Here is a 24,191-nt window from a genome sequence, read left to right on the forward strand (position 1 = left end):
GCCTCCCGTCCGTCGTCCGGTCACCGCTCAGGCGGCCGGCACCGCCGGTCCCACCGGCCACCGCAGCAACGCCGCGGCGGGCGCACCGTTCGGGAGCGACGCGGCGTTCACGAGCAGCAGCTCCGCGTCGGTGAGGGCGACCGCCCGGACGATCGCGCACACGGCCGGGACCGGTCCGACGACCGGTGCCCCCGCCGCCTGCTCGGGTGCCATGGCGATCCACGGCACCGCTCCCAGCGCGAGCAGGGTGCGGTCGCCGATCGCGGCGGCGTCGATCGCGACGACCGAGGCCTGCGCCTGCTGCAGCGCCTCGACGACGGAACCGAGACCGGTGACCGTCTGGTTGTCCCCGCGGCCGACGTGGGTGCGGAGCAGGTCCTCGAAGTCGTGCCGGCGGGTCGCGATGACCCGCGCGAGCGCGATGTCGACGTGCTCGACGAGCGCGGTCTCCGACGCGTCCGACGCCCGGGTGTCGACCGGGACCTCGGAGACGACGGCGCGCGCTTCGGTGGACAACTGGTCGAGCAGGAGCCCCCGTGCGCGGATGTCCCCCGCGACCACGATGAGCTTCGGCTGCAGCCGCCGGAACGCCTCGTCGACCGCCGTGGCGACCTCGTTCTGGTTGTCGCGCCAGATCTCCTCGGTGTGGTGCTGCCACCGCAGGTGCGACCAGCCGCCGCCCTGGAACTTGTGGAGCGTGTCGGTGCGGCCCTGCACGCGCTGCTCGTCGCGACGGTCCGGCACGTCGGCGTGGCCCAAGCGGTAGGCGCGGTAGCCACCGCCCTCGCGACCGACCTCGACGATCAGGAACGGCAGGTCGAGCGGCCGGTGCGCCAGGAGCGGCAGCAGGTCGGGCACGGGGTCGTGGCCGATCGACGTCGGGGCGTGCATCGCGCCGGGCAGGACCTCGCTGAGCACGAGTTCGCCAGCGTGCACGAGCACGTACCGGCTGACGGGTGCCGGCACCCCCGGCGTCTCCTCGAGCTCGGCCATCACCGTGTCGACGACCTCGGCGTCCGCCCCGGCCGACCGCAGCACGTCCTCGGCCTTCCGGCGCTGCAGGGCGGCGAGGTGCTGCGGGTCCTCACGGTCACCGGACGCGTCGACGTAGGCCCACGTCCACGTGCCCCCGCGCTTCAGGCGTTCGGCGATGCCGGACTGCAGGTGCGGGGCGTCATTCTGCGTCAGGGCCATCGGCGCTGCCCTCCCCGGTCTCGGTGCGGTACACGGTCGCGTCGGCTCCGTCGCCCTCGCCGGTGGGCAGCGGGTCGGCACGGTCGGCGTCGTCCTCGGGGAGCACGTCGGTGGTGTCGTCCTGCAGCTCGCCCTCGAGCTCGCCGTCGTAGCCCGACGCGGCGAGGGTCTCCGGGCTGTCGGTGTCGTCGGGGACCGGCTCGGACTGCCGGAACTCCTCGACGTGGGCGTTGCTGCCGTGCCCCTGGACGATGCTCTGCGCCTCGTGCGCGAGCTGCTCGTCGAGTTCGGGGCGATGGGTGGTGTTCCCGCGTTCGGTCATCGCTTCTCCTCCCGGTCGTGCCACCGGCGGCCTTCGCCGTCCGGGGCGTCGGTGTCTGCTCTGTGACCCCACCGTCCGCGCCCGGGCCTGGGGCCGTTCCAAGGTGCGCCGGGAACGCGCAGTGTCGGTACGGTCACGAAACCACAACGGCGTTCGGTTCTGTGGTTGGGTGTGGACAACCCCGATCAACGACGAACGGAGTGCGGCAATGGCGCCACGACCACGACCCATCACGAGACGACACCTGTTGGGCTTCGGCCTCGGCACCGCGGCGGCGGGACTCCTCGCCGGCTGTGCGGTCCCGGGCTCGACCAACGTCAACAAGGCGGCCCTCGTGCCCGCCGCGGCCTCGGGTGAGACCGTCCAGCTCACCTACTGGGCCTGGCTCAAGGACCTGCAGAAGGTCTGCGACGTCTGGAACGAGACACATCCGAACATCCAGGTGTCGGCGAACTGGATCCCCGGCGGCAACAGCGGCGGGTACCAGAAGATGTACTCCGCGCTCGCGGCCGGCGGCGGCCCGGACATCGGGCAGGTCGAGCTCCGGCAGATCCCCGAGTTCATGCTCGCGAACGGCCTGGTCGACCTGGCCCGGTACGGCGCGAAGGACTTCGAGTCGAAGTACGACGAGGCCGCGTGGGCGCAGGTGTCGTTCGTCGACGGCATCTACGGCATCCCGCAGGACACCGGCCCCATGGGGTTCTACTACCAGACCGCGATCCTCGAGCAGGCCGGCGGCGAACCCCCGACGACGTGGGACGAGTGGCGTGACCTGGCCGACAAGGTCCGGAGCACCGGGAAGCAGAACTACCTCGAGGTGTTCCCGGTCGCCGACGCCTCACCGTTCGCCGCGTACGCACAGCAGGCCGGCGCGCGCTGGTTCAAGGTCGACGGCGACGAGTGGGTCGTCGACATGACCGATGACAAGACCCTGATGGTCGCGGACTTCTTCGACGGTGTGATCGACGACAAGCTGGTCGACACGAGTGCCGGTGCGTACTCCCCCGGGTGGTACGCCGCGGCCGCGAGCGGCAAGATCGCCGCGGTCACGAGCGCCAGCTGGGGTGACGCCCTGATCGAGTCGGTGCAGGGCGGCGAGGGCAAGTGGAAGGTCGCCCCGATGCAGAAGTGGGGCGCCGACGGCTTCGGCTCGAGCGCCATCGGCGGTTCGACCGCCGCGGTGCTGGCGAACGCGAAGCACCCGAAGGAGGCGCTCGAGTTCATCACGTGGATGACCACCTCGAAGGCGGGCATCGACGCGATGATCAAGCACTGCGGCATCGGCTGGTCGCCCGCCGTCGACTACATCGGGGCGCAGCGCGAGAAGCCATCGAAGTGGTTCTCCGGCCAGAACTACAACGAGGACGTCTTCGTGCCGGCCTCGAAGGAGCAGAACATCGACTGGTCGTGGTCCCCGGTGACCCAGTCGGCCTTCACCAGCCTGCAGAACCAGTTCCGCCGCAAGCTCACCTCGGGCCTGAAGCTCAGTGACGCCGTGGAGCTCGCACAGCGGGAGATCGTCCAGTCCTTCAAGGACAAGGGCCTCAGCGTCAGGACGGCACGATGACCCAGCAGACCACCACCAGGCAGTCCACCGGCCGACCGGCCGGCGGCACCCCCGCGTTCCGCACGAGCACGAAGGCCACGAGCGCGCAGAAGCGTGCCCCGTGGATCCTGCTCGCCCCGTTCCTGGCGCTGTTCCTGCTGACGTTCGTCATCCCGATCATCAGCGCCCTGTTCCAGTCGTTCACCACCGTCGACCGCGAGGGCCTGTTCGGCGAGGACGGCGTCGTCGGCCGGTTCGCCGGGTTCGACAACTACGCGATCGCCCTGCAGGACAGCGGGTTCGTCGCCTCGATCGGCCGCATGCTGCTCTTCGGCATCGTCCAGGTCCCGGTGATGATCATCGCCTGCACGATCCTCGCGCTGCTGCTCGAGTCGGCGAGCGCCCGCTGGCCGGGCTTCTTCCGGGCCATCTACTTCATGCCGTACGGCGTCCCCGGGGTCATCGCCACGATCCTGTGGTCGTTCCTGTACGTGCCCGGCCTGTCACCGATCGTGTCGCTGCTGCAGTCGATGGGGCTGCAGCCGGACTTCCTCGGCGCGAACAGCGTGCTGTGGTCGATCGCGAACATCGTCACGTGGACGTACACCGGCTACAACATGCTCATCATCGTGGCGCAGCTGAAGTCCATCCCCGGCGAGGTCTACGAGGCCGCCAAGGTGGACGGAGCGAACGCGTTCCAGGTCGCGTGGCGGATCCAGATCCCGCTCATCGCGCCGGCCCTGGTGCTCACGACGGTGTTCTCGATCATCGGCACCCTGCAGCTCTTCGCGGAGCCGCAGATCCTGTCGACGGTCGCCCCGGCGATCGACACCGAGTACACGCCGAACTACGCCGCCTACACGAACGCGTTCGCGTTCAACGAGTACGGCGTCGCGAGTGCGCAGGCGGTCATCATCGCGCTGGCCGCGTTCATCCTGTCGTTCACGTTCCTCGCGCTGACGAACCGACCACCCAAGGACGAACGCGACCGACGCAAGCGCGCACGGCGCGACGGCCGGGAGGCCCGCACCGCGCTCCAGACGCGCGCTGCGGCGGGCAGCGCGGTCACCACCCAAGCCGACCCGGGCCTCCAGGCCGGTCGCGTCGCGACCACCGAAGGGACTGACCGATGACCAGCGAAGCCATCGAAGCGCCGGCCACGGCGAAGACCGCCGTCCCGGTCGACACCACGTCGATCTCGGCGCACCAGCGACGGAAGCTCGACCGGTCGCCGCGCTCGCAGATCGTCGTCACGGGGATCCTCGTCGTCGTCGCGCTGTACTTCATCGTCCCGCTGTACTGGGTCGTCATCGCAGCGACGAAGACCACGGGCGCGCTGTTCTCGACCAACGGGTTCTGGTTCGGCGGCGAGTTCGCGCTCTGGAGCAACCTGCAGCAGGTGTTCACCTACGACGGCGGCATCTTCGTCCGGTGGATCGCGAACAGCATCCTGTACTCCGGCGTCGGTGCGGTCCTGGCCACCTACTTCGCCGCGGCCGGCGGGTACGCGCTGGCGAAGTACGACTTCCGGGGGCGCCAGTTCGTGTTCGGCACGATCCTCGGCGGCGTGCTCGTGCCCGGGACCGCGACGGCGCTGCCGCTGTTCCTGCTGTTCTCGTCGATGGGCCTGACGGACACGTACTGGAGCGTGCTCATCCCGAGCCTGGTGTCGCCGTTCGGCCTGTTCCTGTGCCGGGTGTACGCCGCCGCGTCGGTGGACACCACCCTGCTCGAACAGGCTCGCATCGACGGTGCCGGTGAACTGCGGATCTTCCACACCGTGGTGCTCCGGCAGATGACCCCGGCGCTCGTCACCGTGTTCCTGTTCCAGGTGGTCGGGATCTGGAACAACTTCTTCCTGCCGCTCATCATGCTGGCAGACCAGAAGCTGTACCCGATAACACTGGGTCTGAACAACTGGCGCTCGCAGGTCGACCGCCTGCCGGAGTTCTACCAGCTCACCACCGGCGGGGTGCTCGTCTCGGTCATCCCGCTCGTCATCGCCATCATCGTCCTCCAGCGCTTCTGGCGTGGAGGCCTCACGGAAGGATCGGTCAAGGGTTGACCCACTCCGCACTCTCGTCCACCGCACCCGGCTCCGACTCGCGGCTGGCACCCCGTGCCTGGCTGCACACCGACGCCCCGTCCCTGTCGCTGAACGGGGACTGGCGGTTCCGGTGGTCGCCCGTCGCCTCGGTCTCCGAGGACTTCGCGACCGAGGGTGGGGAGGACGACGACCCGGCCTGGGGCGAGCTCCCGGTGCCGTCGCACTGGGTGCTGCACGGGCACGGCGCTCCGAGCTACACGAACCTGCAGTACCCGTTCCCGATCGACCCGCCGCACCCGCCGGAGGAGAACCCGACCGGTGACCACCGCCGCACGTTCGAGCTGCCGTCGTCGTTCGACGGTGCCGGCCGGGTGCTGCTGCGGTTCGACGGGGTCGAGTCCCACTTCCGGGTGTGGCTGAACGGGACGCTCGTGGGGTGGTCGACGGGCTCCCGCCTGGCGACCGAGTTCGACGTCACCGAACTGGTGCGCCCGGGGGCGAACGAGCTCGCGGTCCGGGTGCACCAGTGGTCGGCGGCGTCCTACCTGGAGGACCAGGACCAGTGGTGGCTGCCCGGGATCTTCCGCGACGTCACGCTGCTCGCGCGGCCCACGGCGCCGATCGACGACGTGTTCGTGCAGGCCGGTTGGCGAGCGACGCTCGGCACGGCCGCCTCGGCGGGCACCGCGGCGTCGGGACGGCCGGAGACGGGGACCGGCACGATCACGTTCCCGACGCTCGACGCGGTGTTCCCGGTGCGGTTCGCGGTGCCCGACCTGGGCGTCGACGTGACCTGGGCCACGGCGGACGACGTCGCGCCGATCGAGGTCGAGGGTGTCGAGCCGTGGAGTGCCGAGCTGCCGAAGCTGTACGACGCGACGCTGTCGACGGGTTCCGCGGCGGCGGGCGCGGCCGCCTCGGGCGGCGAGACGGTGTCGCTCCGGCTCGGCTTCCGCACCGTGTCGATCGTCGGCGACCGGTTCCTGGTGAACGGCGAGCGCGTGGTCTTCCACGGCGTGAACCGGCACGAGACCCACCCCGTGCGCGGCCGGGTGTTCGACGAGGAGCACGCCCGCGCCGACATGGCGCTGATGAAGCGGAACAACGTCAACGCCATCCGCACCTCGCACTACCCGCCGCACCCCCGCGTGCTCGACCTGGCCGACGAGCTCGGGTTCTGGGTGATCCTGGAGTGCGACCTGGAGACCCACGGGTTCCTGTTCACCGACTGGGTCGGCAACCCCTCGGACGACCCGGCGTGGGCCGACGCCTACCTCGACCGCATCGCCCGCACCGTCGAGCGCGACAAGAACCACGCGTCGATCGTGATGTGGTCGCTCGGCAACGAGTCCGGCACCGGCCGGAACCTCGCGGCGATGTCGCAGTGGGTGCACGACCGCGACGCCGAGCGTCCGGTCCACTACGAGGGCGACTACACGGGCGAGTACACCGACGTCTACTCGCGGATGTACCCGACGCTGCAGGAGACCGAGTCGATCGGCGGCGGCACCCCGACGCCCCTGCTCGGCTGCGGCCCGGCCGAGGCCGCACGGCAGCGGTCGAAGCCCTTCATCCACTGCGAGTACGTGCACGCGATGGGCAACGGCCCCGGGCAGATCGCCGAGTACGAGGCCCTGGTCGACCGGTACCCACGACTGCACGGCGGGTTCGTGTGGGAGTGGCGGGACCACGGCCTGCTCGCGAAGACGCCCGCCGGCGAGGACTACTACGCCTACGGCGGGGACTTCGGCGAGGTCGTGCACGACGGCAACTTCGTGATGGACGGCCTGGTGCTGCCCGACGACACCCCGACGCCGGGGCTCGCCGAGTTCGCCGCCGTCGTGGCCCCGATCCGTCTGGCGGTCTCGGACACCACGGTGCTGGTCGAGAACCGGTACCACTCGGCCTCGACCGCCGGTCTCCGGCTGTGCTGGACCCTGTCGCGGAACGGCGTCGTCGAGGCCTCGGGACGCCTGTCCACGGGCATCGTCGCCGCCCGGGAGTCGGCGACGGTCCCGGTGCCCTCCGAGGTGCTCGACGCGGCCACGTCCGAACTCGCACCCGGCGACGAGCTCTGGTTCGACCTGACCGTGGAACTGGCGGGGCCGACCGCGTGGGCGGACACCGGCCACGTCGTCGCACGCACCCAGCGGCTCGTCGCGGCGCGCGCGGCGGACGCACCACGGGCCTCCCGGCGGGGGTGGGACGGCGACCGACTCGGTGACGGCACCTTCAGTGCCCGCGGCGACCTGGTGTCCTGGAAGGGCCACGAGATCGCGGGGCCCCGCCTGGAGCTCTGGCGTGCGCCGACGGACAACGACAGCCTGGCGTCACAGGGCGGCTACGAGACCGCGGACCCGGTGCTGACGCACGGTGTCGGCGACCCGACCGCTCCCCCGTCCGCGTCGCGCTGGCGCGACCGAGGGCTGGACCGGCTGACGCACCGGCTGGTGTCGGTGTCGCGGACCGACTCCGGTCTGGAGCAGCGCGTCCGCGTCGCGGCGGCGAACAGCGGGTGGGGCCTCGAGGTCACGCACCGCTGGACCCTGACCTCCGACGGGCTCGTGCTGCAGACCGACGCCGTGCCGTTCGGCGCCTGGGACGTCACGTGGCCGCGGATCGGGGTGCGGTTCGACCTGCCGGCCGGGCTGGCCGACGAGACGGCCACGTGGTTCGGCACCGGGCCGCTCGAGTCCTACGCCGACTCGTCGCACGCTGCCCGGGTCGGTCGGTTCACCGCTCCGGTGCGGTCACTCGGGGTGGCGTACTCGCGGCCGCAGGAGACCGGGCACCGGCCGTCGCTCCGGTCGCTGGCGGTCGGGCCGTTCACGGTGTCGACGGTCGGGTCGCACCGTGCGGGGTTCACCCTGTCGCCGTGGAGCGCGCAGCAGATCGACCTTGCCGAGCACCCGTACGAGCTGCCGACGTCGGACCACCTGTACCTGTACCTCGACGCCGCGCAGCACGGGCTCGGCAGCCGGGCGTGCGGGCTCGACGTGCTGCCGGAGCACCAGCTCTGGCCGCAGGCGTTCAGTTGGAGCGTGCTGCTGGGTTAGTCGGTCACGCGCAAAACACCGGTGTTCGCACGTTGCACACCCGCATCCCGCGGCGTGCAGTGCGAACACCGGTGTTTTGCGTGCGGGACCTACGCGCCGGCGGACAGTGCGCGCAGGGCCTCGGGGTCGCTCGCGTTCAGGAAATCGGTCAGGCGCTCGGGCTCGCCGGGCTCGTCGATCGCCTCGGCGGCACGGCGCAGGGCGAACAGCGCCCGCAGCACGCCACGGTTGGGCTCGTGCGACCACGGCACCGGGCCGACACCGCGCCAGCCGGCCTTGCGCAGGGCATCGAGCCCACGGTGGTACCCGACGCGGGCGTACGCGTAGGACTCGAGGGTCGCCCCGCGCGCCCACGCCTCGTCGGCGAGCAACGCCCACGCCAGGCTCGACGACGGGTAGGACACCACCACGCTGGCGACGGGGGCCTCCGCCTCGATCGCGGCGGTCACCTCCGGCTCGGCGGGCAGCAGGGTCTCGGGGTTCGACGACGGGGTCGGTAACAGGTTCTCCGGCATGCCCCCAGCCTGTCATCCCTTGCGGGTGCCCGTGTCACGGGATTACCGTGGAGGTCACCTCGTCGTCATCGCGGGGCCGCCGGGGCGGGAGACCGACCGGCGGAACGGATGGCGGACACGGGGGTCCCCCGACGGAAGCAGACGGATTGCTGTCGATCACCGGTACCGCTCAGCCCACGCGCTGACACCGTGATCGCGCGCCCCGTCGGGCGCTCCACCGCACCGCGGTGGCCTCGGTGTCGTGCGCCCAGCATCGACACCGGGAGACACCCCCATGCCCACCAGTCCGTCCGTCGTCCTGCACGACGTCACCTTCGCCTGGCCCGACGGCACCGTCGCGCTCGACCACCTCACCGCCGCCTTCGGACGTGGCCGGACCGGCCTGGTCGGGAGGAACGGGGCCGGCAAGTCCACGCTGGTCCGGCTCGCGACCGGCCGGCTCCACCCCACATCGGGCAGCATCGCGACGTCCGGCCCCGTCGACCACCTGCCGCAACGCCTTGCAACGGGGAACGACGACACCGTCGCCGACCTGCTCGGCGTCCGGCCCACCCTCACGGCGCTCCGGGCCGTCCTGGCCGGCGACGCCACGGCCGCACAGCTCGAGGCGGTCGGCGACGACTGGGACCTGGAGGAACGGGCCGCCGCGGTGCTCGACCGGGTCGGGCTCGACGGCACCGACCTCGACCGGCCGGTGTCGACGCTGTCCGGCGGGCAGTCGGTGCTCGTCGCCGTCGCCGGGGTCCGGTTGCGCGCCCGGCCGATCGTGTTCCTGGACGAGCCGACGAACAACTTGGACCGCCGGGCCCGCGGGCTGCTCCTCGACCTGGTCGACGACTGGCGCGGCACCCTGGTGCTCGTCAGCCACGACCGGGAACTCCTGGAGCACGTCGACGAGACCGTGGAGCTCCGCGCCGGGGCGATGACCGTGTTCGGCGGGACGTTCAGCGCGTTCGAGGAGCACCTCGCCGTGCAGCAGGCAGCCGTCGAGCGCGAGGTCCGGGTCGCCGAACAGCGGCACCGCACCGAGAAGCGGCAGCGCATCGAGGCGGAGACCAAGATCGCCCGACGTGCGAAGGCCGGCGAGAAAGCGGGCCGCTCGATGCCGAAGATCCTGGCGAACGAGCAGCGGAAGAAGGCGCAGGAGACCGCCGGCCGATTGCGCGTCGGGTACGCGGACGACGAAGCTGCCGCCCTCGCCACCAAGCGCGAGGCCGAGCTCCGTCTGCGCGACGACGAGTCGATCCACGTCACCCTGCCCGACCCGGACGTGCCGGCATCGCGTCGGATCGCCACCGTGACCGTGCGGGGTCGTGACGTCGTCGTGCAGGGGCCGGAACGGATCGCCGTCACCGGGGACAACGGGGTCGGCAAGTCCACCCTGCTCGAGCAGCTCGTCGGCGACCCCGCTGCCCGGGAGCACCCGCTGCCCGAGACCGGAGCCGTCGCCCACGTCGACCGGATCGCGTACCTGCCGCAGCGGAAGGACACCCTGGACGACACCGCCACGGTGCTCGACAACGTGCGCCGGGACGCCCCGCACGTGCCCGTCGCCGAGGTCCGCAACCGGCTGGCGAAGTTCCTGGTGCGCGGGGACACCGTCGAGCGCCCGGCCGGGGACCTGTCCGGCGGGGAGCGGTTCCGGGTGGCGCTTGCGTCCCTGGTGCTCGCCGACCCGCCGCCGCAGCTGCTCGTGCTCGACGAGCCGACGAACGACCTCGACCTGACGAGCGTCGACCAGCTCGTCGACGCGCTGCGGGCCTACCGGGGAGCACTCGTCGTGGTGAGCCACGACGAGACGTTCCTGGAACGGCTCGACCTCGACGAACGGATCGAGCTGCGATGACCCGTCGAGGGACGGGCGTCAGCGCCGTCGGGTCGGCCGGATCGCGAGCGACTCGACGGTGCCGCGCTCGGGCAGGTCGACGACGGTGCGGACCGCGGCGGCCACGTCCTCGGGTGCCAGGTAGTAGTCGGTGTCGTAGGACTCCCCGAGCTTCGCCACGAGCTGCCGCTGCATGTCCGAGTCGGTCCGGCCCGGGTGCACGCTTGACACCCGCACGCCGTTCGCCCGCTCCTCTTCGCGCAGGGCGTCGGCGAAGGCCCGCAGCGCGAACTTCGACGCCGCGTACACGCCACCGCCGGGGCCCGAGTGGAACCCGGAGCCGCTGTTGATCGGTACGACGATGCCCCGGGCTGCCCGCAGTGCCGGCAGCGCCGACCGGGTGAGCTCGGCGACCGCGAACACGTTCGTCGCGAAGACCTGCTCCCACACCGCGCGCGGGGTGTCGGCGACGGTGGTGCCCTGCTCGACACCGGCCGAGTGCACCAGGACGTCGAGCCGATCGGGCAGCGCGGGGACTTCGCCCGCGCCCAGGTCACCGACGAAGGGCGCCGCGCTCGGCAGCTCCTGGACGAGGGCGTCCACGGCGTCGGCGGACCGGCCGCCCACGAGCACGTGGTGGGTGCGGCCGAGGTCGGCGGCGATCGCGCGGCCGATGCCGCGGGTGGCTCCGGTCACCAGGGCGACCGGACGGTTCTGGAGCTGGTCTGTCGTCACGTGGGCCAGCCTACGGAAGCCGGGCCGGGCCTCCTGTGCGGTCGCGGCGACGACGCAGGACCGTCAGCGCGACGCCGGCGACGACCACCAGGCCCACGAGCGCCGCGATGCCCCACGGCGAGCCGGCGAGCGCCGCGACGACCGCCCAGAACACGGCGAGCCCGACCGTCGCGTACAGGAACGCCCAGGCCACGCATCCCGGAACCATCGCGATCGTGTACCGCCACCAGGCGACCCGTGCCAGCCCCGCTGCGGCGTTCATCACCGTCTGCAGGCCGACCACGACGAAGCTCACCGTCACGACGGGCAACCCCCAGCGATCGAGCAGTGCAGAACCGCGACGGACCGCCGGCGAGCGCAGCCATCCGCCCCACCGCGATCGGGACGCACCCGTGACCGCGAGCCGCGCGACCCAGTACGTGGCCTGCGCACGGCAGAACACGATCACGAAGAGCGCGAGGACGAGCCACCGGAACGGGAGCCCCTCGAGGAAGGACGGCACGCTCGCACCGTAGCGTCCCCACCCGGAGAGCGCCCGTCAGCGCACCCCGTGCCGGTCAGACGAACGACACTCAGTCGTTGTCGACGCCCTGGCGGATGCGGATGCCCTCGAGCACGTCCTGCGCCCGCTTCTCGTCCTGCTTCTCGATCTGGCGGGTGTCGCGCTCGGGGAGCTGGATGTCCTCCTCCGCTCGGATGCCGGCCTGCAGCTCGCGACCCCGCTCGATCTCGGCGTCGAACTCGGCACCGAAGAGCAGGGCGTTGTTCGTGATCCAGATCCACAGCAGGAACACGATGACCCCACCCAGGGAGCCGTACGTGGCGTTGTAGTTCGAGAAGTTCCCGACGTAGAACCCGAATCCGACGCTGGCGATGATCCAGATGAGGATCGCCAGGATCGAGCCGCCGCTGACCCACCGGAACTTCGGCTGCTTGACGTTCGGCGACCAGTAGTAGAGCACTGCGACGACGATGATCGCGATGACGAGCAGGATCGGCCACTGCACGATGAGGAGCACGGTCGCGGCGACGTCGCCCAAGCCGATGACGTCGCCGAAGCTCCGGGCGAGTGGTCCGCTCACCAGGACCAGCAGACCGATCACGAGCAGGACGACGGTGGTCACCGTGACGCCGAGCATGGTCGGGCGGAGCTTCCAGATCGGCCGGCCCTCGCGGACGTTGTAGATCCGGTTCATGGCACGGCCGAACGCGCCCACGTAGCCAGAGGCCGACCAGAGGGCACCGACGATACCGACGATGAACGTGATGGGGGCGGCGGGCGAGCGGACGAGTCCCTCGACCGGATCGCGGATCAGCTCGACGACCTGCTGCGACCCGATGTTGCCGATGATGTCGAGCAGCGTGTCGATCGTCTTCTTCGGATCCGACACCAGACCGAGGATCGACACGACCGCCAGCAGCCCGGGGAACAACGCGAGCACCGAGTAGTACGTCAGGCTCGCCGCCAGGTCGGTGCACTGGTCGCTCGTGAACTCGCGCAGCGTCTTCTTCAGCGTGTAGACGAGCGTCGGCTTCTTGAGGTCGGTGGGGTTGTCGGGCTTCCGGGCGTCGTCCGGGTCCGGCTTGTGCTGTTCGTGCGCCATGTGACTACCCTCTCGCCTTCACGGCCTGCTTCGACCGCTTGACCGCCTGCTTGCGGTTCTTGTTCGCCCGTCGCTGCACCGCCGCGATGCCGACCTGCTGCTTCACGCGGGCGCGGTGCGCCGGGTCGTGCTCGAGGGCTTCCTCGGCCGCCTTGGCCCGCGCCTTCCGACCCTTGCGGCCTGCCTGCGCCTGCTCCTTCGCCGAGGGGGCGTCGCCACGCGCACCGAACGGCAGCAGCGCGGTGAACGCCGAGTTCGCCGGCGGCTGGGCCAGGTGCCCGGCGGGGCGGTTCCGCAACGCGATGCCGAGGACGATCGCCGCGACGCCGGTCAGTCCGGTGATGCCCATCGCCACCAGGGGCGTGGGGTCGCGGTGCCACCGCTGCTTCGTCTTCGCGACGGCGAGCCGCGTCCGGGCGGGCAGGTCCGCACGTCGCTTCAGCTCCGTCACGGTGTCCGTGATGCCCTCACGGGTGCGCACGTTGGCGAGTTCGAGCTCGGGCAGAATGTCCTTGGCCATTCCCCATTTCGTACACGTCCCACCCGGGATCGTGCCCAGCAGGCCGCGTCTACCGTGCCGCACATGCTCTTCCGGGACGCCGCCGAGGGGATCCACCGCCTCGAGATCGCACACACCAACACGTACCTCGTCGAGACCGGCGATCGGTTGCTCGTCGTCGACGCGGGGTTGCCCGCCGCGTGGCCGCACCTGCAGCTCGCCGTGCACGACCTGGGCTACACGCCCGACCAGGTCGAGGGGCTCCTGCTCACGCACGGGCACTTCGACCACGTCGGCACCGCCGCACGGATGCACCGCGACTGGGGCACGTCCGTGTTCGTCCACCCGGGCGATCGGCACCTGGCCGCGCACCCGTACTCGTACCGGCCGCAGACCAACCGCTTCGGGTTCGTCGCGCTCCACCCGGGCGGTCTGCGTCCCCTGGGCCGGATGCTGCTGGCCGGTGCGGTCACCGTCGACGGCATCGCGGACACCGAACCGCTGGAGAGCCGCGCCGACGTTCCGGGCAACCCGTGGATCATCGAGACCCCGGGGCACACCGACGGCCACGTGGCGCTGCACTTCGCCGACCGCGACGCCGTGATCGCCGGAGACGCGCTCGTCACCTTCGACCCGTACACGGGCGGGATCGGACCCCGGATCGTGGCACCCGCGGCGACCTCCGACGTCGACACGGCGGTCGCGTCGCTCGACCGGCTCGCGGACACCGAGGCGAAGCACGTGCTGCCCGGCCACGGGCCGGGCTGGTCGCTCGGCGTGCGGCGGGCCGTCGCGCAGGCGCGGCGGGTGGCCGGAGCCGCCTGACGCGGCGACCAGCTCGCGAGTCCACGCGCTCAGCGACACCTCACGGGCGCTCCGACGCGTGGACTGTCGGTGAGCGCGAAACGTCGCCGAAGGGGCGCGACGCGACCAGAGCCGGCCTGGAGGCGCGGTGCGGGCCCGCCCCGCGCCTCCAGTCCGTGGGTGGTCGCGGTCAGGACGGGACGACGACGTCCTCGGGTAGACCGGACGCCGCGGAGCGGCCGGCGGCCTCCATCAGTGCGAGGCTCCGCAGGTTGTCGCGGCCGCTCGTCTCGGGAGCGGGGCCGCCCTGCACCGAGCGGGCGAACGCCTGCAGCCCACCCTGGCGGTCGGTGTGCGCGAGCACGGGGAGCTCGACCGGCTCGGCGACGTCGTCCTGCGTGCGGCGGACGGTGACCCGGTCACCGTCGACGGCGTTCGGCTCACCGTCGCGGCTCGTGAACCAGAGCTCGCCGTCCTCGCCCTCGATGCTCCACTCGCCGGCCCAGGCGGTGCGCGGGCCACGGCTCAGCCAGCTGCCGCGGTAGTTGACGACCGTGCCGCCGTCGAGCTCGATGATCATCGAGGCGACCGCTTCGTCCTGGTACTTGCTGTAGGCGGGGTAGCTCGCCTTGGCGAAGACGCGGACCGCCTCTTGCCCGGTGATCATCCGGAGCAGGTCGAAGTGGTGGATCGCCATGTCGTTGATCATCGCGTGCGGGAACCGGTAGTGCGGGTACGTCTCGGCGGGCTGGTCGTTGTCCCACTGCCGGAAGTCGACGTTGATCGCGGAGACCTCGCCGACGACGTCCGCCTCGAGCATCTCCTGCACCACCCGCGGCGCCGGGTACCAGCGGTAGTTCTGGCTGACCTGCAGCACCAGGCCGAGCTCCTCGGCGCGACGGACCGCGGTGACGGCCTCGTCGGTGGTGTTGGCGAACGGCTTCTCGACCAGGACGTGCTTGCCGGCGTCGAGGGCCTCGAGCGCGAGCGGCACGTGCGTCACGGCCGGGGCGGTGATGACGACGGCGTCGGCCTCGACCGCGGCGAGCGCCTCGGTCAGGGACCCGAACGCCGCCGAGGCCGGGAGCCCGAGGTCGGTCCGCACGGCCTCGAGCGTCGGCGCCGACGGGTCGACGATCCCGACCACCTGCACTTCCGACACCTCTGGGATGGCGGTGCGGGCCCAGTTGCCGCCCCACCCTCCGAGACCGACGTGGATGATCCGGACGCTCATGCGTGCACTCCTTCGTGGCTACCGTCGTGGCTGGTGACGCACCACGGACGCCGCGGTGCGTGCGTCCAGTCTGTCAGTGCGTGAAGGCGTACGCGATGAGCGCCATCGTCACGATGAAGCCCGCCAGGTAGTTGATCCAGAGGAACCGCTTCCACCCGGCGTTCGCGGCCTCGGCACCCTGGTCCGTGATGTTCCACCACGGCAGCACGTTGAGCGCGTACGGCACGACGACGATCGCGGCGATCGGGCCCGGGAACGCCGAGAACAGCAGCGCGACCCCGGCGACCAGGTAGGCGACGAAGGCCAGGCGGACGGTGGCACGTGCGCCGATCACGGTCGCGACGGAGCCGATGCCGCCGGCGCGGTCGGCCAGGACGTCCTGCACGGCACCGAACGCGTGCGAGGCCACGCCCCACAGGAAGAACGCGATGCAGACGGCGACGAGCTCACCGGTCCAGTGCGGGCCCGCCAGGGCGAGGCCGTAGATCGCCGGCGACACGAAGTGGGTGCTCGACGTGAGCGAGTCGAGGAACGGCTTCTCCTTGAACCGCAGGCCCGGGGCCGAGTACGCGATCACCGCGAACACGCTGATCGCCAGGACGAGCCACGACCACGGCCCGTTGCCGCTGACCGCACCGAGCACCACGAGCGCGACGAGGAAGGGGACGTTCGTGACGACGACGGCCCACAGCGTGGTGCGGTGGACGCTCTTGTCGAGCAGGGCGCCCTCGACACCGCCCTTGCGCGGGTTGCGGAGGTCGGACTCGTAGTCGAAGACGTCGTTGATGCCGTACATCGCCAGGTTGTAGGGCACCAGGAAGTACACGACGCCGACCAGGAACGCGACGAGCGAGAACCCGCCGCCGCCATCGACGCCGACCCCGCTGCCGAGCAGGTACGCGGCGCCGAACGGGTAGGCGGTGTTCACCCAGCTGATCGGGCGCGACGACACGAACAGGGCGCGCAGGGTCGACGGCCTGGAGGCGGTGCTGGCGTTCACTTCATGTCCTCTGCTGGTGCTGGCTCCGCTGGTGCTGGGGTCGGGTCGGGCGCGCGGAGCGCGCCGGTCCGGTCGCGCGCGCCCGTCCGGTCGAACAGGACCCACAGGCTGGGCAGCAGCACGATGGCGGACATCGCGTAGGCGAGGTCCTCGACCGGGATCGCACCGATCTTCGCACCGCTGATGAGCGAGGGGTCGTAGGCGACGATCCGCAGCGTGACGATGACGTTGTCGAACACCATCGTCATCACGAGCAGCGCGATGCCGGCGATCACGGACGTGAGCACCGCGACCCGGCGCCCGACCGCAGGCCGTCGACCCGCCGCACGGGCCCGGCGGGCGGCGACGACGCCGGCGGCCACGGCCACGACGGCCGTGACGCCGAAGAACGGCAGAGCCAGGAGCGCGTACGCCCCGGTGCCGTTCACGCACGCCGCCGATCGGTCGCGCGCTGCACCAGGGGCCGGACGAAGCCGACCAGGTCCATCGTCGAGTAGCAGAGCAGCAGCAGGAAGAAGAGCTCCTCGAGCGGGACCTCGGGCGCCAGGAGCACCCCGGTGAGCAGGTTCTGCGGCCCGATGAAGAAGATGCCGGCAGCGACACCGGCGACGTCCCACACCATGAAGAACGCGACACCGACGAGCATCACGGCCGCCGCCCGCCACGGTGCCCGCCAGAAGAACAACCGGAAGCGGGCGTCCAGCACGGTCATGCCGACCAAGGACACCACCAGGCCGGCGAGGTAGACCCCGGGCATCAGGCGGTCTCGGTCCGGTCCCGCGGAGCCCCGAGGGGCGTCGGCAGCGGCTCGGTGCTCCGGTCGCCGTGGATGCGCTTGAGCAGGACCTCGGCGCTGATCAGGCACATCGGCAGCCCGATGCCCGGGATCGTCGAGGCGCCGACGTAGTACAGCCCCTCGACCTTCTTCGACGCGTTCTTCTCGCGGAAGAACGCACTTTGCTTCAGGGTGTGCGCCGGTCCGAGCATCGAGCCGTTCCAGGCGTTCAGGTCGTCGGCGAAGTCGCGCGGCCCGATCGTCCGTCGGACCCGGATGCGGTCGCGCAGGTCCGGCACCCCGGCGCGCTCGGCCAGCACGTCGATGGCACGGTCCGCGATCTGCTCGACCTGGTAGTCACCGGCACCGTCGATGCCGCCCTTGCCGATCGACAGGTCGGCGGGCAGGGGCACCAGGATGAACAGGTTGCTGGTGCCGGGCGGGGAGACGCTCGGGTCGGTCTCCGAGGGGGCGCAGACGTAGATCGAGGCGGGGTCCGGCACGTGCCGGTCGTCCCCGAAGATCGCGCCGAAGTTCGCCTTCCAGTCCGCGGTGAACATCAGGGTGTGGTGCAGCAGGCCCGGCGTCGGACCGTCGATGCCGAGGTACACGAGCACCGCGCTCGGGCCCGGGTCGCGCTTCTTCCAGTGGTCGGCGCCGTGGGTGCGGTGCTCGCGGTCGAGCAGCTGCATCTCGGTGTGCTGCATGTCGGCAGCGCTGACCACGAGGTCGGCGGGGGCCGTGTGCTGCACGCCGTCGCGGTCGCGGTGGACGACGCCGGTGGCGACGCCGTCCTCGACGACGATCCGTTCGACCTTCGCACCGGCGATGATCTTCGCGCCCTCGGCCCGGGCGACCCGCTCGACGGCGGAGATCACCTCGGTGATGCCGCCCTTCGGGTAGAGCACGCCGTCGGCGAGGTCGAGGTGGCTCATCAGGTGGTACATGCTCGGTGCCGCGTACGGGCTCGTGCCGAGGAACACCGCCGGGTAGCCGAGGATCTGCCACAGGCGACGGTCGCGCACCGCGGTCTCGGCGAACGTGGAGAGCGGCTCGAGCAGCAGGCGCGCGAGCTTGGGCAGGCGCCGCAGGACGTCGGGTGCGGCGAGCTTCGTGAGGTCCTGGAAGCTCGTGTAGAGGAACCGGCGCACGGCCATCGTGTAGGTGTCCTCGGCGGACGCGAGGTACTTCCGCATCCGCTCGCCGGCACCGGGCTCGATGGACTCGAACAGCGCGATGTTGGCCTCGGCGTCGGCCCGCAGGTCGATCGGCTCGTCGTGGCCCTCGCTGTAGACGCGGTAACCGGGGTCGAGCTTCACCAGGTCGAGTTCGGCCTCGGCCGACGTCCCGAGCAGCTGGAAGAAGTGGTCGAAGACCTCGGGCATGAGGTACCACGACGGCCCGGTGTCGAACCGGAACCCGTCCTGCTCCCACGAGCCGGCACGGCCGCCGAGCTGCGTGCGCTGCTCGAGCACCGTCACCGAGAAGCCGTCGCGTGCGAGCAGCGCCGCGGCCGCCAGGCCGCTGATGCCGCCGCCGATGACGACGGCGCGGCGTGCGGGCACCTTGCGCCGGGTGGTGGTGACGACCGTCGTCGGTCGGGAGGCGCGGGGCGGGGTCATGAGGAGCCTCCCGGCCGGTGGGTGGTGACGCGCGACCGGAGCGGTGCGCGTCCGGCGAGGACCTGCGCCGCGAGGCGCACCTTCACCGGGTTGGGGACGCGCACGCGCGTCGTGACGAGGCGGCTCGCCGGCGTGCGCGCGAGTCGGTCGTTGAGTTCCTGGAAGAGCGCGTGTGCGAGTGCGACCGCGTTGCGGGCGTCGGCCGGCAGCAGCCGGATCGTCCGTGCGGCGTGGTCGAGGTCGGCCTGCACGTCGGCGACCAGGCGGTCCTTCGTGGCCTCGTCGAAGGACCGGATGTCGACGCCCGGGAAGTACGAGCGACCGAGCACCTCGAAGTCGGCGTGCAGGTCACGCAGGAAGTTCACCTTCTGGAACGCGGCGCCGAGCGCACGCGCCCCGGCGACCAGTTCGGCCTGGTCGAACGTCGGACGACCGGCCCGGTACACGAACGCGCGCAGGCACATCAGGCCGACGACCTCGGCGGAGCCGTACACGTACGCGTCGAACGAGGCGTCGTCGTGCTCGGTGCGGTCGAGGTCCATGCGCATCGAGGCGAAGAACGGGGCGGTGAGCTCGGCACCGAAGCCGGTGGCGCGGGCGGTGCGGGCGAAGGCGTGGACGACCGGGTTCACCGAGAAGCCGAGCGCGATGGCCCGTTCGGTGTCGGCCTCGAGCTCGTCGAGCACCGTGCGGGCGAGCTCGCGGTCGAGTCCGGCCTCGGTCGCGGGGCCGTCGACGACCTCGTCGGCGACGCGCACCAGCGCGTAGACGTTCCGGATGTGCTCGCGCGTGTCGCGGGCGAGCATCCGGCTCGCCAGCCCGAACGACGTGGAGTACCGGTCGATGACGACACCCGACGCGGCCTCGGCCGTGGCGTCGTACAGCTGGAGGCGAGCCGGACGGGATCCGGTCGCCGTGGTGGTGCTGTGGGTCACCGGGCGCGCTCCACGAGTTCGGTCACGAGGGCCTCCAGGCGGTCGGCGAGGTCGTACGGCAGCCGGGCGAGCTCGGCCCGGGCGAGTGCGGTGTGGTCGGCGACGCGTTCTTCCGCGGCGCCGCGCGCACCGCAGGAGACCAGGGTCGCACGGACCTCGTCCGCACGGGCCTCGGTCAGGTCCGGGTCGCCGAGGTACGGCTCGAGGTCCGGCCAGCAGTCCGTGGTCGCCGCGTAGGCGATGAGCATCGTGCGCTTGCCCTCGCGCAGGTCGCCCAGCACGGTCTTGCCGGTCATGGTCTCGTCGCCGAAGACCCCGAGCAGGTCGTCGACGATCTGGTACGCGATGCCGATCTCGCGACCGAAGGCACCGAGGGCGGTGACGATCTCCTCGTCGGCGCCGGCCAGCACGGCGCCGGACTGCAGCGGGGCCTCGAACGAGTACACGCTCGTCTTCGCCCGCTCCATCGCCAGGACCTCGTCCACCGTCGGCATCACGCCGAGTGCCAGGTCGACGTCGGTCATCTCACCGGCAGCGCTCGCGAACACGGCCTCGTCGAACAGTTCGAGCAGTCGCTCGCGCCGGGTGCCGTCGACGCCCGCTGCCTCGATGAAGCGGGGCGCCCCGGCGAGGGCCAGGTCACCGGCGATCACGGCGGCGCTCATCCCCCGGTGCTCGGCGGTCGGCAGCGGAAGGCCACCCGTCGTCCCGTTGTCACGGAACGACCCGGCGACGTTCGGCTGCCCGCGGCGCGACCAGTCACGGTCGATGACGTCGTCGTGCACCACGAGTGCGGTGTGCAGGAGTTCGTACGCCGCTGCGACGTTGGCGGCAGCGTGCGCGTCGGTGCCGCCCATTCCGGCGTACGCGGTCATGACCATGCGGGGCCGGAAGCGCTTGCCGCCCATGCTCGCCTTGCGGAGCACGCGCCACAGTTCTTCCGACGGTCGGCCGTAGCGCTCGGCACGCGCCGACGACACGGCGAAGAAGCGCTCGAGGCAGTCGTCGACGAGCGCGAGGTCGATGTGCGGCACGGTGGTCGCTTCCTCGCTCATTGGCCTAACCTATCGACACAGATGAACGCTTTCCCTGAATCCGTGGTGCTCCTGGCCGACGACCGTACCCCGATCGGCACGGCGGACAAGTTCACGGTGCACACAGCCCACACGCCCCTGCACCTGGCGTTCTCGTGCCACGTCCGGAACACCGACGGTGACGTCCTGGTGACCCGACGAGCACTGTCGAAGAAGACCTGGCCGGGGGTGTGGACGAACACCTTCTGCGGCCACCCCGGTCCGGACGAGTCCTTCGAGGACGCGATCGCCCGTCGGGCCTCCCGCGAGCTCGGCATCACCGTGCGCGACGTCGAGGTCGTGCTGCCGGAGTTCCGGTACCGCGCGGTCGACGCCTCGGGCATCGTGGAGAACGAGGTCTGCCCCGTCTTCCGCGCCGTGACCGACGACACCCCGGCGCCCGCGGACGACGAGGTCGCCGAATGGGCATGGGTGTCCGAGGACTCTCTCAGGCAGGCCGTCGCCGGCGCGCCGTTCGCCTGGAGCCCGTGGCTCGGGTGGCAGCTCGCCGAGCTCGAGACCGCTGGGCTGCACGTCACGCGCTGACGCGCATGCGCGTGCCGCGACGGGTTGTCGGACCCGCGCCGCAGGCGTACGCTCGACCGTCGGCAGCGCTCCGGGCGCCGCCAGGACGAGACGAGAAGGGCAGGTGAGGCGCGATGTCGGGTGACCATCCTCGATCGGGCCGGCCGCCCGTTTCGGTCGTCGCGCCCGCTCGCTGACCCTGCCCCGTCCCGGATCACCTCCGGGGCACCATCGCGCCCGCCTGCTCCCCACCGAAGGAGCACGCACATGGCACTGATCGACAACGCGATCTACGTCCGGGGACGCCGCGTGGAGTCTCCGTCGACCCTGTCGCGACCGGCTCGTGGCGACCTGACGTGGATCGGGCTGCTCCGGCCCGACCCGCACGAGCTCGAGGCCGTCGCCACCGAGTTCGACCTGCACGAGAACGCGGTCGAGGACGCCCGCAAGGGACACCAGCGCGCCAAGCTCGAGCGCTACGGCGACACCCTGTTCCTGGTGCTCCGGCCGGCCTGGTTCGACCCGTCCGAGGGCACCGTGGAGTTCGGCGAGGTGCACCTGTTCGTCGGCGACCACTTCGTCGTGAGCGTCCGGCACGCCGCCCGACCCGACCTGGCGGTGCTGCGGGCGCAGGTCGAGGCGGACCCGGAGTTCCTGGCGAAGGGGTCGGAGGCGGTGACCGCCGCTGTGCTCGACGAGGTCGTGGACGGCTACGGCCCCGTCGTCCAGGTGCTGCAGGAGCAGATCGACGCCATCGAGGACCAGCTGTTCGCCGGGCAGGTCGACCCCGGGGTCTCGAAGCGCATCTACCAGCTGCTCAGCGAGGTCCTGGCGTTCCAGCGCGCCACCACCCCGGTGCCGGCGATGGTCACGGGGCTGCTCCGCGGCGCCGACAAGTACGGCGTGGACGACGACGTGCAGCACCGACTCCGCAATGTGCACGACCACGCACTCCGCGTCACCGAGCGCGTCGACTCGTTCCGCGCCCTGCTCGAGAACGCCCTGACCCTGCACGCCACCCTGGTGTCGCAGGAGCAGAACGAGGCGATGCGCCGGATGACCAGCGCGAGCCTGGCCCAGGGTGAGGAGAGCCGGCAACTCGCCCGGGCAGCACACCGCCAGGGCGAGGAGGTGAAGAAGATCTCGTCGTGGGCGGCGATCCTGTTCGCACCGGGCCTGATCGCCGGTGTGTACGGGATGAACTTCGACCACATGCCCGAGCTGCACTGGCGCTACGGGTACCCGGTCGCGATCCTCGGCATGCTCCTGCTGATGGGCGTGCTCTGGGCGATCTTCCGCAAGCGCAACTGGCTCTGAGTGGACGGTGGATCGACGCACAGGTGGCGTCGATCCGCCGGACGTGCATAATGATCTGGCCCGGAATGTGAACGTGCACATCGATGTGCCACGACGCCCGGGCGGAAACGAGCAGCAATGGCGTCATCGCGGACACAGCAACCGCGTTCGCCCAGCATCCGTGACGTCGCACGGATCGCGGGCGTCTCGCACCAGACCGTTTCGCGGGTGCTGAACAACTCGGATGCGATCCGGGCCGAGACACGCGACAAGGTCCTGGCGGCCATGGAGCAGCTGCAGTACCGGCCGAACCGGGCCGCACGCGCCCTTGTCACGAGCCGGACCCACACGATCGGCGTCCTGACGGCCCGCCGCGCCCACTACGGTCCCGCCGTGGCACTGCAGGCGATCGAGGACGCCGCGATGCTCCGCGGCTACTCGGTCACGACGGCGAACATCGCCGAGGCGACCGACACCGCCGTGCGTGAGGGACTCGGGCACCTGCTCGACCTGGACGTCGAGGGCATCGTCGTCATCGCACCTCAGCAGCGGGTCTTCGACCTGATCGCGGAGCTCGGCATCCGCACTCCCTACGTCACCATGCGCGCGAGCGTCGGCGAGGATCCGACGGCGCTGTGGGTGGACCAGATGGAGGGCGCACGACTCGCGACCGCGCATCTGCTCGACCTGGGGCACGAGTACGTCCGGCACATCGCCGGACCACAGGACTGGATCGAGGCCGACGCCCGCATGCAGGGGTTCCTGCACGAGATGTCCGACCGCGACATGGCCGTTGCGCCGCCGATCCTGGGCGACTGGACCGCCGACTTCGGCTACCACGCCGGCCGTGAGCTGCTGCGGTGGCGGGACTGCACCGCGATCTTCTGCTCGAACGACCAGATGGCGCTCGGGGTGATGCACGCCGCGCGCTCGTACGGACTCGACGTCCCGGGAGACCTGTCCGTGGTCGGCTACGACGACATCCCCGAGGCGAAGCACTTCTGGCCGCCGCTCACCACGGTGCAGGTCGACTTCGCCGAGCTCGGGCGTCGCTGCGTGGACCTGCTGCTGCCGAGTGAGGGCGAACTGCTCCGCCCGATCGACATCGTCCCGCAGCTGGTCGTGCGCGCCTCCACCAGCGCACCCCGCACGCGCTGACGCGCCTCGGGCCGCGAAACGCCCCGAGTACCTGCCACGAACGGGCATACCCGCCACGAACTTCTGCCCAGGTACGCCCGAAGACACCAGGTACGCCCGGAACGACCAGGTACGCCCGGAACCACCCGGCCGCCCCGCAGTACCTGCCACGAACGGGCATACCTGCCACGAAGTTCCGACCAGGTACGCCCGGAAGCACCAGCCACGCCCGGAACCGCACGGCGGCGGCGCACCGGCGAGCGCGGCTCCGGACGCGACCACGAAGCGGACGGGAGGCCCGCGGCCGGCCCGCCACGGGCCTCCCGTCCGCGCATGCGGATTCGCGCAACGAAACGCCCGTTCCCGGGGCCCCTGGCCCCAACCCGGGGGACGTTCCCTCCGGATCACGCACGCCGTTACGAAAACGCGACCAATCCGAATTGACAG

23 protein-coding genes are annotated in these 24,191 nt (G+C 71.3%); 9 read left to right on the top strand and 14 right to left on the bottom strand.

All coding sequences use genetic code 11. The features are described 5' to 3' along the window. Window positions 1–27 precede the first annotated feature (27 nt). Both BIU89_RS09720 and BIU89_RS09725 read right to left on the bottom strand, forming a co-directional pair. Entirely contained in the window at window positions 28–1,194 is a 1,167-nt protein-coding gene (locus tag BIU89_RS09720; RefSeq protein WP_071246170.1) for a baeRF2 domain-containing protein, read from the bottom strand. Beyond that, window positions 1,175–1,516, bottom strand: coding sequence for a hypothetical protein (locus BIU89_RS09725; RefSeq protein WP_071246172.1), 342 nt, complete (start codon window positions 1,514–1,516; stop codon window positions 1,175–1,177). Before BIU89_RS09725 ends, BIU89_RS09720 begins: the two co-directional genes overlap by 20 nt. A gap of 208 nt (window positions 1,517–1,724) precedes the next feature. On the opposite strand from BIU89_RS09725, the gene BIU89_RS09730 reads away from it, so the two are divergent. The 4 genes from BIU89_RS09730 to BIU89_RS09745 are packed head-to-tail and all read left to right on the top strand — an operon-like array spanning window position 1,725 to window position 8,165. Continuing rightward, window positions 1,725–3,083 carry an extracellular solute-binding protein gene (locus BIU89_RS09730; RefSeq protein ID WP_071246174.1) on the top strand — a complete coding sequence of 453 codons (1,359 nt, stop codon included), beginning with the start codon at window positions 1,725–1,727 and terminating at the stop codon, window positions 3,081–3,083. Further along, on the top strand, window positions 3,080–4,195 hold the full coding sequence (locus tag BIU89_RS09735) for a carbohydrate ABC transporter permease (RefSeq protein ID WP_071246176.1): 1,116 nt from the start codon (window positions 3,080–3,082) through the stop codon (window positions 4,193–4,195). Before BIU89_RS09730 ends, BIU89_RS09735 begins: the two co-directional genes overlap by 4 nt. Beyond that, window positions 4,192–5,127, top strand: a complete 936-nt coding sequence (locus BIU89_RS09740; protein ID WP_027464914.1) for a carbohydrate ABC transporter permease — start codon at window positions 4,192–4,194, stop codon at window positions 5,125–5,127. The genes BIU89_RS09735 and BIU89_RS09740 overlap by 4 nt, the downstream gene beginning before the upstream one ends. Next, window positions 5,124–8,165 carry a glycoside hydrolase family 2 TIM barrel-domain containing protein gene (locus BIU89_RS09745; RefSeq protein WP_071246178.1) on the top strand — a complete coding sequence of 1,014 codons (3,042 nt, stop codon included), beginning with the start codon at window positions 5,124–5,126 and terminating at the stop codon, window positions 8,163–8,165. The genes BIU89_RS09740 and BIU89_RS09745 overlap by 4 nt, the downstream gene beginning before the upstream one ends. Before the next feature lie 89 nt (window positions 8,166–8,254). Here BIU89_RS09745 and BIU89_RS09750 read toward each other — a convergent pair whose 3' ends face one another. After that, window positions 8,255–8,680 (bottom strand): DUF3151 domain-containing protein, encoded by a 426-nt coding sequence (locus tag BIU89_RS09750; protein WP_071246180.1) that lies wholly within the window; start codon window positions 8,678–8,680, stop codon window positions 8,255–8,257. Window positions 8,681–8,954: 274 nt separating this feature from the next. On the opposite strand from BIU89_RS09750, the gene BIU89_RS09755 reads away from it, so the two are divergent. Continuing rightward, on the top strand, window positions 8,955–10,526 hold the full coding sequence (locus BIU89_RS09755; protein ID WP_071246182.1) for an ABC-F family ATP-binding cassette domain-containing protein: 1,572 nt from the start codon (window positions 8,955–8,957) through the stop codon (window positions 10,524–10,526). An 18-nt stretch (window positions 10,527–10,544) separates the two neighbouring features. Here the strand turns inward: BIU89_RS09755 and BIU89_RS09760 are convergent, their stop codons facing one another. The 4 genes from BIU89_RS09760 to BIU89_RS09775 all read right to left on the bottom strand — a co-directional run bounded on the left by BIU89_RS09760 (window position 10,545) and on the right by BIU89_RS09775 (window position 13,364). After that, window positions 10,545–11,240 carry an SDR family oxidoreductase gene (locus BIU89_RS09760; RefSeq protein WP_071246184.1) on the bottom strand — a complete coding sequence of 232 codons (696 nt, stop codon included), beginning with the start codon at window positions 11,238–11,240 and terminating at the stop codon, window positions 10,545–10,547. Window positions 11,241–11,250: 10 nt separating this feature from the next. Continuing rightward, window positions 11,251–11,742 (bottom strand): VTT domain-containing protein, encoded by a 492-nt coding sequence (locus BIU89_RS09765; protein WP_027464919.1) that lies wholly within the window; start codon window positions 11,740–11,742, stop codon window positions 11,251–11,253. A 70-nt stretch (window positions 11,743–11,812) separates the two neighbouring features. Further along, on the bottom strand, window positions 11,813–12,844 hold the full coding sequence (locus tag BIU89_RS09770; RefSeq protein WP_071246186.1) for a YihY/virulence factor BrkB family protein: 1,032 nt from the start codon (window positions 12,842–12,844) through the stop codon (window positions 11,813–11,815). A gap of 4 nt (window positions 12,845–12,848) precedes the next feature. Further along, a complete protein-coding gene (locus BIU89_RS09775) occupies window positions 12,849–13,364 on the bottom strand; it encodes a hypothetical protein (protein WP_071246187.1) in 516 nt (171 codons plus the stop codon). A 63-nt stretch (window positions 13,365–13,427) separates the two neighbouring features. Here BIU89_RS09775 and BIU89_RS09780 point away from each other — a divergent pair, with 63 nt between their 5' ends. Next, entirely contained in the window at window positions 13,428–14,168 is a 741-nt protein-coding gene (locus BIU89_RS09780) for an MBL fold metallo-hydrolase (protein ID WP_071246188.1), read from the top strand. A gap of 169 nt (window positions 14,169–14,337) precedes the next feature. On the opposite strand, the gene BIU89_RS09785 is transcribed toward BIU89_RS09780, so the two are convergent. The 7 genes from BIU89_RS09785 to BIU89_RS09815 form a co-directional block, all read right to left on the bottom strand. Further along, on the bottom strand, window positions 14,338–15,381 hold the full coding sequence (locus BIU89_RS09785) for a Gfo/Idh/MocA family protein (protein WP_027464923.1): 1,044 nt from the start codon (window positions 15,379–15,381) through the stop codon (window positions 14,338–14,340). Between the two features lie 73 nt (window positions 15,382–15,454). Next, on the bottom strand, window positions 15,455–16,381 hold the full coding sequence (locus BIU89_RS09790; protein ID WP_071246190.1) for a prenyltransferase: 927 nt from the start codon (window positions 16,379–16,381) through the stop codon (window positions 15,455–15,457). Beyond that, a complete protein-coding gene (locus BIU89_RS09795; RefSeq protein WP_071246192.1) occupies window positions 16,378–16,809 on the bottom strand; it encodes a lycopene cyclase domain-containing protein in 432 nt (143 codons plus the stop codon). The genes BIU89_RS09790 and BIU89_RS09795 overlap by 4 nt, the downstream gene beginning before the upstream one ends. After that, window positions 16,806–17,138, bottom strand: a complete 333-nt coding sequence (locus BIU89_RS09800; RefSeq protein WP_071246194.1) for a lycopene cyclase domain-containing protein — start codon at window positions 17,136–17,138, stop codon at window positions 16,806–16,808. The genes BIU89_RS09795 and BIU89_RS09800 overlap by 4 nt, the downstream gene beginning before the upstream one ends. Next, entirely contained in the window at window positions 17,138–18,778 is a 1,641-nt protein-coding gene (gene crtI, locus BIU89_RS09805; RefSeq protein ID WP_139178940.1) for a phytoene desaturase family protein, read from the bottom strand. Before crtI ends, BIU89_RS09800 begins: the two co-directional genes overlap by 1 nt. Beyond that, window positions 18,775–19,713, bottom strand: a complete 939-nt coding sequence (locus BIU89_RS09810) for a phytoene/squalene synthase family protein (RefSeq protein ID WP_071246196.1) — start codon at window positions 19,711–19,713, stop codon at window positions 18,775–18,777. Before BIU89_RS09810 ends, crtI begins: the two co-directional genes overlap by 4 nt. Then, on the bottom strand, window positions 19,710–20,768 hold the full coding sequence (locus BIU89_RS09815; protein ID WP_071246198.1) for a polyprenyl synthetase family protein: 1,059 nt from the start codon (window positions 20,766–20,768) through the stop codon (window positions 19,710–19,712). The genes BIU89_RS09810 and BIU89_RS09815 overlap by 4 nt, the downstream gene beginning before the upstream one ends. 21 nt (window positions 20,769–20,789) lie before the next feature. Between BIU89_RS09815 and idi the strand changes: the two genes are divergently transcribed. The 3 genes from idi to BIU89_RS09830 all read left to right on the top strand — a co-directional run bounded on the left by idi (window position 20,790) and on the right by BIU89_RS09830 (window position 23,765). Next, window positions 20,790–21,332 carry an isopentenyl-diphosphate Delta-isomerase gene (gene idi / locus BIU89_RS09820; protein WP_071246200.1) on the top strand — a complete coding sequence of 181 codons (543 nt, stop codon included), beginning with the start codon at window positions 20,790–20,792 and terminating at the stop codon, window positions 21,330–21,332. Between the two features lie 246 nt (window positions 21,333–21,578). Beyond that, the gene (locus BIU89_RS09825) at window positions 21,579–22,628 is read left to right on the top strand and encodes a magnesium and cobalt transport protein CorA (protein WP_071246202.1); all 1,050 of its coding nucleotides are present in this window, start codon (window positions 21,579–21,581) and stop codon (window positions 22,626–22,628) included. Between the two features lie 117 nt (window positions 22,629–22,745). Further along, window positions 22,746–23,765, top strand: coding sequence for a LacI family DNA-binding transcriptional regulator (locus BIU89_RS09830; protein ID WP_071246205.1), 1,020 nt, complete (start codon window positions 22,746–22,748; stop codon window positions 23,763–23,765). Window positions 23,766–24,191: the final 426 nt, after the last annotated feature.

It is taken from the genome of Curtobacterium sp. MCBA15_005 (assembly GCF_001864855.1).
Classification (GTDB): domain Bacteria; phylum Actinomycetota; class Actinomycetes; order Actinomycetales; family Microbacteriaceae; genus Curtobacterium; species Curtobacterium flaccumfaciens.

What these genes read in the sequence shown, in the direction of transcription:
- BIU89_RS09825 (WP_071246202.1), top strand. Translation starts at nt 21,579, where the DNA reads ATGGCACTGATCGACAACGCGATCTACGTCCGGGGACGCCGCGTGGAG.
- BIU89_RS09775 (WP_071246187.1), bottom strand. Translation starts at nt 13,364, where the DNA reads ATGGCCAAGGACATTCTGCCCGAGCTCGAACTCGCCAACGTGCGCACC.
- BIU89_RS09785 (WP_027464923.1), bottom strand. Translation starts at nt 15,381, where the DNA reads ATGAGCGTCCGGATCATCCACGTCGGTCTCGGAGGGTGGGGCGGCAAC.
- BIU89_RS09830 (WP_071246205.1), top strand. Translation starts at nt 22,746, where the DNA reads ATGGCGTCATCGCGGACACAGCAACCGCGTTCGCCCAGCATCCGTGAC.
- BIU89_RS09815 (WP_071246198.1), bottom strand. Translation starts at nt 20,768, where the DNA reads ATGAGCGAGGAAGCGACCACCGTGCCGCACATCGACCTCGCGCTCGTC.
- BIU89_RS09755 (WP_071246182.1), top strand. Translation starts at nt 8,955, where the DNA reads ATGCCCACCAGTCCGTCCGTCGTCCTGCACGACGTCACCTTCGCCTGG.
- crtI (WP_139178940.1), bottom strand. Translation starts at nt 18,778, where the DNA reads ATGACCCCGCCCCGCGCCTCCCGACCGACGACGGTCGTCACCACCACC.
- idi (WP_071246200.1), top strand. Translation starts at nt 20,790, where the DNA reads ATGAACGCTTTCCCTGAATCCGTGGTGCTCCTGGCCGACGACCGTACC.
- BIU89_RS09730 (WP_071246174.1), top strand. Translation starts at nt 1,725, where the DNA reads ATGGCGCCACGACCACGACCCATCACGAGACGACACCTGTTGGGCTTC.
- BIU89_RS09740 (WP_027464914.1), top strand. Translation starts at nt 4,192, where the DNA reads ATGACCAGCGAAGCCATCGAAGCGCCGGCCACGGCGAAGACCGCCGTC.
- BIU89_RS09720 (WP_071246170.1), bottom strand. Translation starts at nt 1,194, where the DNA reads ATGGCCCTGACGCAGAATGACGCCCCGCACCTGCAGTCCGGCATCGCC.
- BIU89_RS09770 (WP_071246186.1), bottom strand. Translation starts at nt 12,844, where the DNA reads ATGGCGCACGAACAGCACAAGCCGGACCCGGACGACGCCCGGAAGCCC.
- BIU89_RS09750 (WP_071246180.1), bottom strand. Translation starts at nt 8,680, where the DNA reads ATGCCGGAGAACCTGTTACCGACCCCGTCGTCGAACCCCGAGACCCTG.
- BIU89_RS09780 (WP_071246188.1), top strand. Translation starts at nt 13,428, where the DNA reads ATGCTCTTCCGGGACGCCGCCGAGGGGATCCACCGCCTCGAGATCGCA.
- BIU89_RS09800 (WP_071246194.1), bottom strand. Translation starts at nt 17,138, where the DNA reads ATGCCCGGGGTCTACCTCGCCGGCCTGGTGGTGTCCTTGGTCGGCATG.
- BIU89_RS09735 (WP_071246176.1), top strand. Translation starts at nt 3,080, where the DNA reads ATGACCCAGCAGACCACCACCAGGCAGTCCACCGGCCGACCGGCCGGC.
- BIU89_RS09725 (WP_071246172.1), bottom strand. Translation starts at nt 1,516, where the DNA reads ATGACCGAACGCGGGAACACCACCCATCGCCCCGAACTCGACGAGCAG.